Annotated in this window: 15 protein-coding genes; 13 read left to right on the plus strand and 2 right to left on the minus strand. The window is 38.3% G+C overall.

Features of this window, described 5'->3' with window-relative positions; genetic code table 11:
• The first annotated feature begins 74 nt into the window (after positions 1-74).
• From IGI87_RS02105 to IGI87_RS02135, 7 genes are read left to right on the plus strand one after another with little or no spacing between them, the layout of a single operon-like run.
• On the plus strand, positions 75-878 hold the full coding sequence (locus IGI87_RS02105; protein ID WP_002358431.1) for a PTS mannose/fructose/sorbose/N-acetylgalactosamine transporter subunit IIC: 804 nt from the start codon (positions 75-77) through the stop codon (positions 876-878).
• Entirely contained in the window at positions 871-1,689 is an 819-nt protein-coding gene (locus IGI87_RS02110; RefSeq protein WP_033592898.1) for a PTS system mannose/fructose/sorbose family transporter subunit IID, read from the plus strand. Before IGI87_RS02105 ends, IGI87_RS02110 begins: the two co-directional genes overlap by 8 nt.
• A 30-nt stretch (positions 1,690-1,719) precedes the next feature.
• Positions 1,720-2,196, plus strand: coding sequence for a PTS system mannose/fructose/N-acetylgalactosamine-transporter subunit IIB (locus IGI87_RS02115; protein ID WP_002355337.1), 477 nt, complete (start codon positions 1,720-1,722; stop codon positions 2,194-2,196).
• 16 nt (positions 2,197-2,212) lie between these two features.
• Entirely contained in the window at positions 2,213-3,064 is an 852-nt protein-coding gene (locus IGI87_RS02120) for a MurR/RpiR family transcriptional regulator (protein ID WP_438736134.1), read from the plus strand.
• Positions 3,065-3,078: 14 nt separating this feature from the next.
• Complete coding sequence (murQ, locus tag IGI87_RS02125; protein ID WP_164982910.1) at positions 3,079-3,969, plus strand: N-acetylmuramic acid 6-phosphate etherase; 891 nt, start codon at positions 3,079-3,081, stop codon at positions 3,967-3,969.
• 12 nt (positions 3,970-3,981) lie between these two features.
• On the plus strand, positions 3,982-4,971 hold the full coding sequence (locus tag IGI87_RS02130) for a serine hydrolase domain-containing protein (RefSeq protein ID WP_438736135.1): 990 nt from the start codon (positions 3,982-3,984) through the stop codon (positions 4,969-4,971).
• A 9-nt stretch (positions 4,972-4,980) separates the two neighbouring features.
• Positions 4,981-5,400, plus strand: coding sequence for a PTS sugar transporter subunit IIA (locus IGI87_RS02135; protein ID WP_438736136.1), 420 nt, complete (start codon positions 4,981-4,983; stop codon positions 5,398-5,400).
• A 426-nt stretch (positions 5,401-5,826) separates the two neighbouring features.
• Here the strand turns inward: IGI87_RS02135 and IGI87_RS02140 are convergent, their stop codons facing one another.
• The gene (locus tag IGI87_RS02140; RefSeq protein WP_104853872.1) at positions 5,827-6,636 is read right to left on the minus strand and encodes a DUF1189 domain-containing protein; all 810 of its coding nucleotides are present in this window, start codon (positions 6,634-6,636) and stop codon (positions 5,827-5,829) included.
• A 193-nt stretch (positions 6,637-6,829) separates the two neighbouring features.
• Here IGI87_RS02140 and IGI87_RS02145 point away from each other — a divergent pair, with 193 nt between their 5' ends.
• The 6 genes from IGI87_RS02145 (at position 6,830) to IGI87_RS02170 (ending at position 11,990) form a co-directional block, all read left to right on the plus strand.
• The gene (locus IGI87_RS02145; RefSeq protein WP_438736137.1) at positions 6,830-7,438 is read left to right on the plus strand and encodes a superoxide dismutase; all 609 of its coding nucleotides are present in this window, start codon (positions 6,830-6,832) and stop codon (positions 7,436-7,438) included.
• Between the two features lie 147 nt (positions 7,439-7,585).
• The gene (dapF, locus tag IGI87_RS02150; protein ID WP_438736139.1) at positions 7,586-8,566 is read left to right on the plus strand and encodes a diaminopimelate epimerase; all 981 of its coding nucleotides are present in this window, start codon (positions 7,586-7,588) and stop codon (positions 8,564-8,566) included.
• Between the two features lie 149 nt (positions 8,567-8,715).
• Positions 8,716-9,924: an LCP family glycopolymer transferase gene (locus IGI87_RS02155; RefSeq protein WP_438736140.1), complete on the plus strand. Its 1,209-nt coding sequence runs from the start codon at positions 8,716-8,718 to the stop codon at positions 9,922-9,924.
• A gap of 130 nt (positions 9,925-10,054) precedes the next feature.
• Positions 10,055-10,756 (plus strand): glucosamine-6-phosphate deaminase, encoded by a 702-nt coding sequence (nagB, locus tag IGI87_RS02160; RefSeq protein ID WP_284959192.1) that lies wholly within the window; start codon positions 10,055-10,057, stop codon positions 10,754-10,756.
• A 95-nt stretch (positions 10,757-10,851) separates the two neighbouring features.
• The gene (locus IGI87_RS02165) at positions 10,852-11,553 is read left to right on the plus strand and encodes an MgtC/SapB family protein (protein WP_438736142.1); all 702 of its coding nucleotides are present in this window, start codon (positions 10,852-10,854) and stop codon (positions 11,551-11,553) included.
• 80 nt (positions 11,554-11,633) lie between these two features.
• A complete protein-coding gene (locus IGI87_RS02170; protein ID WP_113794848.1) occupies positions 11,634-11,990 on the plus strand; it encodes a cation:proton antiporter in 357 nt (118 codons plus the stop codon).
• 252 nt (positions 11,991-12,242) lie between these two features.
• Here IGI87_RS02170 and nrdF read toward each other — a convergent pair whose 3' ends face one another.
• Entirely contained in the window at positions 12,243-13,208 is a 966-nt protein-coding gene (nrdF, locus tag IGI87_RS02175) for a class 1b ribonucleoside-diphosphate reductase subunit beta (RefSeq protein ID WP_002355357.1), read from the minus strand.
• Between the last annotated feature and the right edge of the window lie 168 nt (positions 13,209-13,376).

Genomic DNA, 13,376 nt, shown 5'->3' on the forward strand with positions numbered 1-13,376 from the left:
AACTTGAAATAGTATTTCTTTAATGGTATTCTACAAATACAAAAAGAAAACGCATTCAAGGAGGATGAGAAAGCATGACAGTATCGATTGGTATTATTTTGATTTTATGTCTTTACACAGTTGTTGGCGTACTTGACCAAATTTCTATTCAGATTGGTCCATATACACCATTGTTTGCTGCAACGTTTACTGGCTTAGTTTTAGGGGACGTTCAAACAGGTTTGATGATTGGGGCAACGCTTCAATTAATGACATTAGGTGTAGCGACTTATGGAGGAGCAACAGTCCCAGACTTTCTTTCGGGGGCCATTATGGGAACGGCTTACGCAATCATTTCAGGGAAAGGGGCAGAGTATGGTATCGGAGTTGCAGTTCCGATTGGGTTATTATTAACACAACTAGATATTTTAGGCAGAATGGCTAATACGTTTTTCCAACACAAAGCAGATCGCTATGCGGAAGAAGGAAATTATAAAGGAGTCGAGCGCTGCAATGTTTTAGGAATTTTTCCTTGGACGATTTCTCGTGTCATTCCAGTTTTTATTGGCCTAGCTTTTGGCGAACAAGTTGTAAACGCTATCAACAATTGGATTCCTATTTGGGTGATGAATGGGTTAAAAGCAGCAGGAGCTATTTTACCAGCGATGGGGATTGCTATTTTAATGCGTTACTTACCAATTAAAACATACTGGCCTTATTTTATTATTGGGTTCGTGTTACTTGCTTATGGGGCCCAATTCTTCTCAGTTTTAGGTGTCGCACTGGTTGGCTTGGCTTTAGCAGCGATTTATGTGATGAATCATAACAAAGGCGGCGCAGCTACAACAAGTGGCACGGTTATTTATGAAGATGATGAGGAGGTTGAGATTGATGACTAACAAATTAACAAAAAAGGATATTAATAAAGTTTACGTCCGTAATCTTTTTGGCTATCAGTGGGGCTGGAACTATGAAAAAATGCAAGGACTTGGTTATGCTTGGGTGATGATGCCTGCATTAAAGCGACTATACAGTGAAGATCCAGTAGCTATGAAGAAAGCCTTGAAGACACATCTTGGCTTTATGAATACAACGCCAGCTATGTCGCACTTAATTGTCGGGGCTGATATGGCTTTGGAAGAAGAAGTCGGTATTGAAGATGAAACGGCCATTACTGGCTTGAAAACAGGTCTAATGGGACCGTTTGCTGGTGTTGGTGATACCATTTTTATCGCGATTTATCGTGCGATTGTTTTTTCGATTGCAGCTTACATGGCGCAGGGGGGCCAGATTGTTGGGTTACTGATTCCGTTAATTGCTGGGGCAGTGGTCTTATGGGTTCGTTATAAATTTACTTGGATTGGTTATCATCAAGGGAAAAAAATTGCGACAGAATTTGCGGATAAAATGAAATTGTTTACGCAAGGTGCAGCTATTTTAGGGTTAACGGTGGTTGGCGGTTTGATTCCTTCGGTAATTACTTACAAATTAGATTTAACTTATAAAATGGGAGACGTAACGTTATCTGTCCAAGAAATGTTGGATAAAATTTTACCCGCATTAATTCCTTTAGGGATTGTTCTTTTATCCTATTGGTTACTAGGGAAAAAGAAAATGAATTCAACCCGGCTAATCTTTGTTTTAATTTTAATTGGCATGGTTTTAGGCAATTTACAACCAATGTTGGCTTGGGTTGGCGGTTTATTTTAAAAAAATAGTATATAATAGGAGAGATTTATTATGACAATTGTACATGCAAGAGTAGATGAGCGTTTAATTCACGGACAAGTTGCAACCGTTTGGACGAATACGGTTGGAGCACAAAGAATCATGGTAGTAAATGATGCCGCTGTCAAAGATCAATTACAAATTGGTGCCTTAAAAATGGCCAAGCCTGCAGGAGTCAAATTATCCATTTTATCAAAACGTAAAGCGATTGAAAAAATTTTAGCAGGCAATTATGATGAAGAAAAAGTCTTTTTAATTACGAAAGACATTGCAGACATGGCGGCTTTAATTGATGGCGGTGTTCCGTTACAGAGCTTCAATGTCGGCAATATTTCTCAAAAAGAAGGCAGTCGAGCAATTAAAAAATCTGTTGCATTAACCGATGAAGATATTCAAACCGTTCGTCGTTTAACAGATAATGGGGTGACTATTACCGCGCAGATGATCCCTTCTGAACCAAACGAAGCAATTTTAACTTTCATAAAATAGAAATGGAGATGAGAAGATGGAGCCAATCCGTTCAATCAGACAAAAATATAAGGACTTTTCCAAAGTAAATAAGAGAATCGCAGACTATATACTGAAGGATCCGACCCGTCTTCTCTCATTAACAGCAAACGAAATTGCTAGCAATAGCGAAACTTCTCCAGCATCAGTTACCCGTTTTTCTAAACAATTAGGGTTTGACAGCTGGGAAGAGTTAAAACTATCCATTGCAGCGGTACAAGCTGCCAGTAACGGTAAAAAAGATATTGATCCAATTGTAGCGGCGGATGATTCGGTGGATACTATTTGTATGAAAGTAGAATCTTTATTAAATGCTACGATTGAAGATTTATTTTATACAGTGGATAAACAAGCCTTGGAACGAGCAATCGCGCATGTTAAAGAAGCGGAAAAAATTCATCTGGTTGGAATTGGGGCCTCTTCTTTGACGACATACAATCTTTACCACAAGTTTAACCGCGCTGGTCGCCAAGCAATTTTTAATTATGATAGTCACATGATGTTGGAGTTTTTAAATTATGCAACGGCACAAGACATTTTGATCACGGTCTCCTATAGTGGTTTGACAAAAGAAGCCTTAATCGCCTGTGAAATTGCCAAAAATAGAGGCGCAACGGTTATTTTTATTACCAGTAACGATGGAGAAAACGTGCGATCATTGAGCGATGAAGTTCTTTTAGTCCCCAATAATGAGCACCTCATTCGAGTGGGGGCTATTTCATCGATTGCTTCGTCAATGGCAATTGGCGATGTTCTGTATTTAGGTTCAATTCAAGATGATTTAGACACAGAAATTGAACGTAATATGATTGAAACGAGTCAACTTGTCAGCCGTCTAAAAGAGAAGTAGGGGTGTGCAAGCAAATGAACTTAGAAGGATTAACGACAGAAGCCAGAAATGAAGCGACTAAAAAGATTGACCAAGTGTCAACATTAGAGATGGTGACTTTAATAAATCAAGAAGACCAAAAGGTAGCACAAGCAATTGAAAAGGTGCTTCCGCAGATTGCTGCAGCAATTGATGCAGCGGCAGAACGATTTAAAAAAGGGGGCCGTTTAATCTACTGTGGTGCAGGAACATCTGGGCGTTTAGGTGCTTTGGATGCGATTGAATTAACGCCCACATATAGTGTTTCGCCAGAACGCGCATTTGGTATTTTAGCTGGTGGTGAAAAAGCAATGTATCAAGCAATTGAAGGCGCTGAGGACTCGAAAGAATTAGCCATCGAAGATTTAACGCAACATCAATTGACAGCCCGAGATGTCGTAATCGCAATTGCTGCTAGCGGCCGGACACCATATGCCGTTTCCGCAATTGAATACGGAAAAAAAGTGGGCGCTCTAACCATCTCCGTGACCTGTAATAATGAAAGTCCGATGAATCAATTGGCGGAAATTGGGATTGCGCCAATTGTAGGACCGGAAGTCATTACAGGGTCAACTAGAATGAAAGCGGGTTCAGCACAGAAAATGGTGTTAAATATGTTTTCAACAGGGATCATGGTTAAAGTAGGGAATATCTATCAAAATTTGATGGTCAACGTACAACCAACGAACGAAAAATTAATTCAACGTGCCACGAATATCATTAAAGAAGCAGCAGAAATCGATGAAGCACGAGCCAAAGAATACTTAGAGGCAGCGCAATTAGAAGTGGCACCCGCCATTGTAATGGCGAAAGCCCACGTTGATTTCCAAAAAGCCAAAGAACTATTAGCAGAACATGACGGACGGATTTCAGAAGTTTTAGCATAGAAGTGGTGAAGAATGAATCAAATTGCAATTCAAGAAACAATTCAGAGGCTGATTAGTCAGCAAGTCGTTCCGGGTGTCGCTTGGGGGATAATCACAGAAGATGGCTTATCAGAACAGTATACAGGCTTTTTAGGTAATACTGGTCCATTTGTAAGACAAAAGGTTTCATCAGCTAGCCTGTATGATTTAGCGTCCTTAACGAAAGTTATTGGGACAACAAATCGAATGTTACAATTAATCGATACAAATCAGCTTGCTTTTTCAACCACTGTAGGGGAAGTCCTACCTGCTTATCAAGGGCTATCTTGTTCGATTGGGGAGCTGCTATTGCATCAGAGCGGGTTGCCAGCTGATGTTGCTGATAAGAAAAATGTCACAAAAAATAGCTTGCAAGAAATCATTTTGACGCATTCGTTATCTGAACGAGGGAAAACCACTTATTCTGATTTAGGGTATTACTTATTGGGAGAAATTATTCAAGTATTGGACCGCTGCTCATTAGAAGAGAGCTTTCAAACATACGTATTTCAACCAATGAACCTACAGCATACAAGTTTTACGGTCAGAGATTTTACCGAGGCAGTGCCCACAGAGATTACAAAACAACGCGGCGTTATTCAGGGGGTGGTCCACGATTCGAAAGCCTATCAACTGAAAGCGCCAATCGGCAGTGCAGGTTTATTTGTAACTTTACCAGATTTACTCACTTTTGTTCAGTGTTTTATGAACAATCGCTACCCGTCTGGCAAACCATTATTTTCTGAAAAAATGTTTGAGGATCTCTGGTCTATAAATCAAGGTGGGCGTACATTTGGTTGGGAAGTGAAAAAGACGCAAGCGGGAGCAGACTATTTGTATCATACTGGCTTTACTGGAACGGCGATTGGTATGAAAAAAGAGACCAATGAAGCCTTGATTCTGTTAACGAATCGGATTCATCCCACTCGTGAAGAACGTGGTTTTCTGAAAGCGCGAACAAAAATTTATCAGCAGTATTTTTAGGAGGATATAATGAAACCAAAATTAATTTTAATGAGCCATGGACGGATGGCAGAAGAAACCTTGGCTTCTACTCAAATGATTGTCGGGGAATTAGCAGACGCAGCGATTGTGTCGATGACTGCAGAAGATGGCTTGAGCGGCACGCAAGCAAAGCTGGCAGCAATCTTAAAAGAAGCTGGCGATGTCCCGACGCTTGTCTTAGCTGATTTAAAAGGAGGAACACCTTGTAATGTAGCTATGGTGGCTATGGGCACTTATCCGCAATTGCGAGTAGTCGCCGGACTTAACTTAGCAATGGCGATTGAAGCCGCTGTGTCACCTTTAGAAAATGTGGATGAATTAGCTGCATATTTAACGCAAATAGGTCAATCTGCGGTGACCACGATTGATTTACCTGAATTAACAGATGAAGAAGAATTTGAAGAATAGAAAAGAGCGTGGGACAAAAATCACTTTGGATTTTTGCTCCACGCTCAAAAACTGATAAACGGCGGGAACAGAAGCAACACTACGCGTTGCTTCGATCTCAACAACTTCTAAGGTGTTTTCTCGACTTGCGTCTCGTCACAGTCCAGCCTTCAAAAGAGCTACAGCTCTAAGAGTTGCGATGTTTCACTGTGAAGCATGAACAGATGAAATCATCGTACCTACTTGGTGAAGGTCCTTCGGAAATAAGCCGAAATTGTTGAGAATCACGAAGAATGTAGTGATTCGATGATGAACAATACCTACTTGGTCTCCAAAAATTATAGAACAATTTTCGGAAATTCCTTCTTATTGCTTTCTCGTCAAGGACTCGTCGCAGTTTTGTCCTTGAGAGTTCTCGGAGTTAAACACTTCTTTCCCGACCTCTTTTTAAGAACCAGGGATATTCCGTGGTTCGTTTTTGGTTGTAACAAAGAAAAAGAATAGGCTCAGTAAAATAACTAGGATACCATCGTTAAACATCGGATTTACGAAGTTTAAAATAGCACTTAAGATAACTGGCACGGTAGCACAATACGTAATAATTTTTAAACAATCAATCAAACGTAAAGAATAAAAACGTAATTTTGAATAGAGAGATGCACCGATAGCGGCAATCAGTAAGTCTAAAACTAAACCGATTAGAACAGGGTAGATAGCCACTAAAAAGACAATGAGTTTTGTCCACCAGGGGATCGCTGCTTCACTTAGCGCGGTCTTAATACTCTGAGCGTTAACGCCATCTAAGGTTCCTTTACTGTAGGGGAAGATAAATTGGTCGGTGCCTAGAATTGATTCTGTTGCTCCTGAATTTGGTAAGGCGACCACAAATTCATCTTGTAAAAAAGCCAAACCAAACGCATTACCAATTAAATCTTTTTGGACATCAGCGGCTGTACGCTTTCCATCTGGATCAAACGTAAAAATAATCGAGTCGGTTTGATAAATAAAGCCAGATTCTTTAGCCTTTGTTTGCAATGTGCCATTTTCAATAGAAAAGTCAGGCAACTTTTCTGCAATTTTTTGGCCATCTTGTTGTACCTCGTGTAGTACAGAAAAAACTTGTTTGGTAATGGGTAGTGCTAAAATAGCACTTAAAAAAACAGCATAGAGAATTACTTTCCAAAACGCCATTTTTTTCGCATGTCGTAATTCTGAAACTGAAAAAAAGGCCTGCTTAAATAATTGCAATGTATTCATTTATTTACTCCTCACATCATTCTTCTACAGGTCATTCTAGCGAATTTATGAGGGAAACACAAGGTAATCTCCCTCTTTTGTAAAACTTTTCTTTTGGCAAGCAAACTATTTTGTAGAAAGCGGTTCACTCTGTTATCATAATAGTTGTATGAAAGACGTATGTTACATACTAAAAAATAGGGGGATTTAAAAAATGACTTACACATTACCAGAATTACCATATGCTTATGATGCATTAGAACCTTACATTGACGTGGAAACAATGCACTTACACCATGATAAACACCACAACACTTATGTGACTAACTTAAACGCAGCGATTGAAAAACATCCAGAATTAGGCGAAAAATCTGTAGAAGACTTAATTTCAGATATGAATGCTATTCCTGAAGATATCCGTACAGCCGTTCGTAACAATGGTGGCGGTCACGCAAACCATACATTCTTCTGGGAAATTATGGCACCAAATGCTGGTGGACAACCAACTGGCGCTATTAAAGAAGCAATCGATGAAACATTTGGTAGCTTTGATGAAATGAAAGCTGCTTTCAAAACAGCTGCAACTGGCCGCTTTGGTTCAGGTTGGGCTTGGTTAGTTATGAATAACGGTAAATTAGAAATCACTTCAACACCAAACCAAGATTCACCATTAATGGATGGTCAAACACCTGTTTTAGGTCTTGACGTTTGGGAACATGCGTATTACTTAAAATATAAAAACGTTCGTCCAGATTACATTGAAGCATTCTGGAACGTTGTTAACTGGGATAAAGTAAACGAACTTTTTGCTACAGCAAAATAAGTTTGCCAATTGTGAAGGAAAGAGTCAAATGACGGCTGTCATTTGACTCTTTCCTTTTACAAATCCAGGGTCGAAATAGTTGTTCGTTTATGGCATACTAAAGTAAGTAGGGAAAGATAACGGATACATAAAGAAGGAGCTAAAAAAATGAATGTTATGATGCAAAAAGTACACGGGTCAGAAAATGATTTCTTTTTATTGGATGAAACACAGTTTGAGCGTTCTTTAACCGCTGAGGAAATTGAGCAATTGCGCATCCAGTTATGTTCGCGGGAAACAGGATTATTGGCGGGAGCAGATGGGTTACTTTTGGTAGGAGAAGGGACTCACGGCACGTCCAATGCTAGAATGCGAGTGATTAACAGCGATGGTAGTGAAGCAAGCATGTGCGGGAACGGCTTGCGTACGGTTGCCCGTTATTTAGCTGAAAAAAACCAAGAAAAATCATTTACAGTTGAAACAATGTTTGCAGATTTGAAAGTACGTCAAGCCCCCAATTTAGCTGAAGAAGTAGCGACTTACCAAGTGGAAATTTCGCCAGTAAGTTTTGAAGCAGTTACTATCCCAATGCATTTAGGGGTCCAAACATTAATTGATGAAATCGTACCAGCCTTATCTAACACCATTCGCTTTACAGCGGTAGCAGTGCCTAATCCGCACCTTGTAGCATTTGTGGATCACGAAACCTTAAATGGTCCAGAATTTGAACGAATCGCTACCTATGTAAATAATGAAAATCCATATTTTCCAGAAGGGATAAATGTGAGTTTTGTTGAAATTCTTGGCAAAAATCAACTATTTGTTCGAACGTATGAACGTGGTGTAGGTTTTACAAGTGCTTGTGGGACAGCTATGTGCGCAAGTAGTTTACTTTATACGTTATTGAAAGATGGTGTTTTTTATGAAGAAATAACCGTCAAAAATGCTGGAGGTATGGTGAAAACAGTCGTCCACGAAACGTCAGATGGCAGTTATTGGATGGAATTAATTGGGAATGCCACGATTACGCATTTGATTGAAGGATCATTGACTGATTTACTACATGGTGCATTTGAGAAAATAACTATCACTGAAACGAATGAACAGAAACATTATCAAGAATTTCTGCAAACACTTTCTCAAAAATAACAATTGTTCCTTGATAAAGCGCTCTTTTATTTTACAATTGTGTTAAGTTCTTGTTCCAAAAAATAAAAAATATTGCTTGAATAAGCAAACTATGAGAAAATAAAGGGCATGAATTAAGAATTATTCTTAGATAAACGAGGAAGTGTCTTATGAAACTATGGAAAAAAGTAGTACTGGGCTTCTTGAGCGTCTTGCTAGTGGTAGTAGCTGGGGTATGTGCTTACGGGATTAAGATGTATTCAGATGCCAATTCAACAATCAATGGGATCTATCAATCAGTTAACCGTAAGTCCAATAAAGGAGCCACGGCCAATATTGATGCACAAGAACCATTCTCTGTTCTTTTAATGGGGATTGACACAGGTGATTTAGGCCGAACAGAACAAGGTCGTTCAGATACTACAATGGTTGTAACCATCAACCCGAAAGAAAACAAGTCCACAATGATCAGTTTGGATAGAGATATTCTAACAGATATTGTTGGAAATGACACACAAGACAAATTGAACCATGCCTATGCATTTGGTGGCGCCGAAATGGCGATTAATACAGTCCAAGAATTACTGGATATTCCCATCCATCACTATGTATCCATCAATATGAAAGGGTTAAAAGACCTGATTGATGCGGTAGGCGGTATTGAAGTAGATAATACGATTGGTGAATTTACGTTGGACGGTATTACTGTTCCAGCAGGTAAAATCAAGTTAGATGGCACGACAGGTTTGGCTTATGCGCGGATGCGTCACGAAGATCCTGAAGGAGATGTGGGTCGTCAACGCCGCCAACGAGAAGTTGTTGAGAAAATTGTGCGCAAAGTCATGAGTTTAGATGGTGTTTCAAAATATCGAAAAATTCTTGATGCTGTTGAAGCCAATGTAAAAACAGACTTAACTTGGGATGACATGATGGACATCCAATCAAAATATTTATCTGCCTTTAAAAAAATTGATTCTGAACAATTACAAGGATATAGTGCAACCATTGATGATATTTATTATCAAGTCCTAGATCCAAATAGTTTATACAAAACACAAACAACACTTAGAAAACAACTTGGTTTAAAAGAACATGCTTCTGAACGTGAAAAAGATTTAGCCTTTTATAATCAGTTTAGCTATGCTGTTACAGATACTACACTGATTGGTGAATCTGGTGATTCAAGTGCCAATAGTTCTACTAGTTCGAGTAGCACAGCGGACACCACAGCCGGACAAACAGAATACAACGGCAATACGCAACAAGCAGCAGAAGGAGCCTACGATCCGAATACGTACGTTGACCCAAATGCGTACACAGATCCAAACGCTTATGCTGATCCAAATACGTATGTGGATCCCAACGCACCACAATATTAAACTGTTAAACAAGCTCGAAAACTTCTATTTCTGATGGGAAATAGAAGTTTTTTTCTTTTATTCTAGAAATTTTTTTCAGAAGGTGTTATAATTGGACTATACCAAAATAAACCGTAAGGAGCGAGTCAAAATGCAAATTATCCGTGTAGCAAATGCAGAAGAAGGCGGCAAAAAAGCGTTTGAATTAATTAAAGAAGGTATGAACAATGGTGCGAAAGTTTTAGGCTTAGCAACAGGTAGTACACCAGAAACATTATATAAAGAAATGACAGCAAGTGATGTCGACTTTACAGAAATGACTTCTGTAAACTTAGATGAATATGTTGGTTTAGGTGGCGAAGATGAGCAAAGTTACCGTTATTTCATGAACAAACACTTATTTGACAAAAAACCATTTAAAGAAACATTTGTACCAAATGGTAAAGCAGAAGATTTAGATGCTGCTTCCGCAGAGTATGAAAAAATTATCGATGCACATCCAGTAGATATCCAAATCTTAGGTATTGGTCAAAATGGACACATCGGCTTCAACGAACCAGGTACACCTCTAGATAGCTTAACACATGTCGTTGAGTTGACTGAATCAACAATCAACGCAAACAAACGTTATTTTGACAAAGTAGAAGATGTCCCAACGCGCGCTGTTTCTATGGGAATTGGTTCAATCATGAAAGGCAAAAAAATGATTTTAATGGCTTATGGCGAAGCAAAAGCAGAGGCCATTAAAGGCATGATTGACGGACCAGTAACAACAGATATGCCAGCAAGCGCATTACAAAACCATCAAGATGTTGTTGTAATCATTGATGATGTAGCTGCAAGTAAATTATAATCGTTGATTAAAAAGAACTTGAAACATAAGGAAATCTTTATGTTTCAAGTTCTTTTTTTGTTATACTGGAAGTAATAGAAGAAGAGGTGAAAAGGATGTTACAGCTAACAATTCCAGAAATTATTTTACGGTTAGTCCTAGCGATGGTGATGGGTGGCGCAATTGGTTTTGAAAGACAATATAAGAATCGCCCAGCAGGAATGCGCACTCACATTTTAGTTTGTATGGGCGCGGCTATTATTGCGTTAATTCAGTCGCAAATTGCAATCAGTGCATTGAAAGATGCGTTAGCTAATCCGGCTTTGACTGGGGTCATTCGTTCAGATCAAGCAAGATTGATTGCGCAAGTTGTAAGTGGCATCGGCTTTTTAGGTGCTGGAACTATCATTGTAACGAAACAAAGTGTCACAGGATTGACGACAGCGGCTTCACTATGGACCGTGGCTGGTTTAGGGATTGCGGTGGGCATGGGCTACTATACGATTGCCTTAACAAGTTTTATCGGTGTATTATTTGCCTTAACCATTGTCAAACGAATTATTCACGTACCAACAATCAAAAAATTAGAAATTCGCTATCAACATAAACAAGAAACTAAAGAATTTATTAATCAATATTTTGAAGAAAAACATATTGAAATTTATGATGTGAATTTCAATGTTTCTTGGGTAGATGATACAAAAATCTATACGAATATCTATACTATTGATTTACCTAAAGGCCTAACGTATGCCGATGTTATCGAAGATCTATCTGTTTCAAATAATGTAACAAAATTACGATTGATTAATGTGTAATAATTAAAAAATATCTCATAAAATGGATGCTTTTAGCTGTTTGTTTTTATAGGGATAATGAAAATAGAGAGGGATGTAGGATGAAAAATAATCAAGAAAAAGCGAATGAGAAAATGAATATCTCTAATTCTTCTTTTGATAAAATGAATACAAAAGTAGATCCTTCGCAAAATGGTTCGCCCCTTCCATTTCAAGTGGGAGATTTTGCTTCTACCAGATTTGAAAAAGGAGAAGAAAAATCTAGCCGAGAAATACTCCAATTTTATTTGGTGGGCATTATTTTATCTCTTATTGGATATCTAGGGTTAATAAAAATCCCTATATTTAAGAATGTTTTGGAAAATACTATCGGTTCTTTTGTTATTTTAGCCTGCATCATAATTTTTAGCTTTATTTTCTCCAAAATTATCCAGGTTGCTTTTAAGAGAAAAAAGTAATCCGTTTTGCAAAAGTTAATTGTTATCCTGTTTATCAGGGGCAATGAGAAAAGAAATTACTTATAAGTTAGAGTAGGGTACATAATAAAATTGTTTAATACTCTAATTTATATATATCTTTTACTTAGGGAGGTGAAAAGTATGTTTGGTTGGATTAGTTCTTGGTTCGGTGGCGGCTCATTCGGCGGTGGCGGTGCCTCTGGAAGTTGGTAAAATAAAAAGCTAGAAACGTTAATCGTTTCTAGCTTTTTACTATTTATCTAAACCGTAAAGATAGTCATCATCTTTCATGGCTTCAACTGTTCCTAGTAAATAGCCATTTCCTACTTGAGAGAAGAAGTCATGGTTGCTAGTTCCTGTCGAAATACCATTCATTACAATCGGATTCACATCATTGGCTGTATCTGCAAACAAGGGATCCATACCTAAGTTCATTAAAGCTTTGTTGGCGTTGTAACGTAAAAAGGTTTTTACTTCTTCGGTCCAACCTAAGTCATCATATAATTCTTCTGTATAACGTTCTTCATTTTCGTACAATTCGTAAAGTAAATTATACATCCAATCTTTTAGTTTATCTTGCTCATCTTCTGGTAATTCATTAAATCCTAATTGGAATTTATAGCCAATATACGTGCCGTGCACTGATTCATCACGGATAATCAATTTAATAATTTCAGCGACGTTCGCTAGTTTATTGTTTCCTAAATAGTAAAGGGGAGTGTAAAACCCAGAATAGAATAAAAACGTTTCTAAAAATACACTAGCAATTTTTTTTTCTAACGGAGTACCGTTTTTATAAATTTCGTTAATCCGTTCTGCTTTATATTGCAGATGTTTGTTGGTATTTGTCCACTCAAAAATATCATCAATCTCTTTTTTTGTATTTAATGTACTGAAGATAGAAGAATAACTTTTAGCATGGACAGATTCCATGAATTGGATGTTATTTAAGACGGCTTCTTCATGGGGCGTCCGCACATCATTTCTCAGTTGATCCATGCCGCTTTCTGATTGAACAGTATCTAATAAAGTTAAACCGCCGAAAACGTAGCCGACAGTAGTTTTTTCTAAATCGGAAAGAGTCCGCCAATCATCTAAGTCATTGGATAACGGAATCCGTGTATCTAACCAAAATTGTTCGGTTAATTTTTCCCAAGTGGATTTATCAATGACGTCTTCAATGGCGTTCCAGTTAATTGCTTCATAATACGTTGCCATGGTTATTCCTCCTGTATGCTGGGACAGCAGTCTGTTTGACTAGTTGTCTCGTTTCTTCGCTTAAAACGTTCTACAGAGTCCAAATAGGAGCGTGCAGCCGTTCTTCTTTGTCCAGTATATCTGAAAATGTCCTGTTTAAAAAGAGAACATTCCTAAAAAATAAGACGC

Source organism: Enterococcus sp. DIV1444a, assembly GCF_051712125.1.
Classification (GTDB): Bacteria; Bacillota; Bacilli; order Lactobacillales; family Enterococcaceae; genus Enterococcus; species Enterococcus faecalis.

Excerpts from the sequence above, each read along its gene's own strand:
- IGI87_RS02120 (WP_438736134.1), top strand. The coding sequence starts at position 2,213 with ATGGAGCCAATCCGTTCAATCAGACAAAAATATAAGGACTTTTCCAAA.
- IGI87_RS02170 (WP_113794848.1), top strand. The coding sequence starts at position 11,634 with ATGAAAAATAATCAAGAAAAAGCGAATGAGAAAATGAATATCTCTAAT.
- IGI87_RS02115 (WP_002355337.1), top strand. The coding sequence starts at position 1,720 with ATGACAATTGTACATGCAAGAGTAGATGAGCGTTTAATTCACGGACAA.
- murQ (WP_164982910.1), top strand. The coding sequence starts at position 3,079 with ATGAACTTAGAAGGATTAACGACAGAAGCCAGAAATGAAGCGACTAAA.
- IGI87_RS02165 (WP_438736142.1), top strand. The coding sequence starts at position 10,852 with ATGTTACAGCTAACAATTCCAGAAATTATTTTACGGTTAGTCCTAGCG.
- IGI87_RS02145 (WP_438736137.1), top strand. The coding sequence starts at position 6,830 with ATGACTTACACATTACCAGAATTACCATATGCTTATGATGCATTAGAA.
- IGI87_RS02130 (WP_438736135.1), top strand. The coding sequence starts at position 3,982 with ATGAATCAAATTGCAATTCAAGAAACAATTCAGAGGCTGATTAGTCAG.
- IGI87_RS02140 (WP_104853872.1), bottom strand. The coding sequence starts at position 6,636 with ATGAATACATTGCAATTATTTAAGCAGGCCTTTTTTTCAGTTTCAGAA.
- IGI87_RS02155 (WP_438736140.1), top strand. The coding sequence starts at position 8,716 with ATGAAACTATGGAAAAAAGTAGTACTGGGCTTCTTGAGCGTCTTGCTA.
- IGI87_RS02110 (WP_033592898.1), top strand. The coding sequence starts at position 871 with ATGACTAACAAATTAACAAAAAAGGATATTAATAAAGTTTACGTCCGT.
- IGI87_RS02105 (WP_002358431.1), top strand. The coding sequence starts at position 75 with ATGACAGTATCGATTGGTATTATTTTGATTTTATGTCTTTACACAGTT.
- nrdF (WP_002355357.1), bottom strand. The coding sequence starts at position 13,208 with ATGGCAACGTATTATGAAGCAATTAACTGGAACGCCATTGAAGACGTC.
- nagB (WP_284959192.1), top strand. The coding sequence starts at position 10,055 with ATGCAAATTATCCGTGTAGCAAATGCAGAAGAAGGCGGCAAAAAAGCG.
- IGI87_RS02135 (WP_438736136.1), top strand. The coding sequence starts at position 4,981 with ATGAAACCAAAATTAATTTTAATGAGCCATGGACGGATGGCAGAAGAA.
- dapF (WP_438736139.1), top strand. The coding sequence starts at position 7,586 with ATGAATGTTATGATGCAAAAAGTACACGGGTCAGAAAATGATTTCTTT.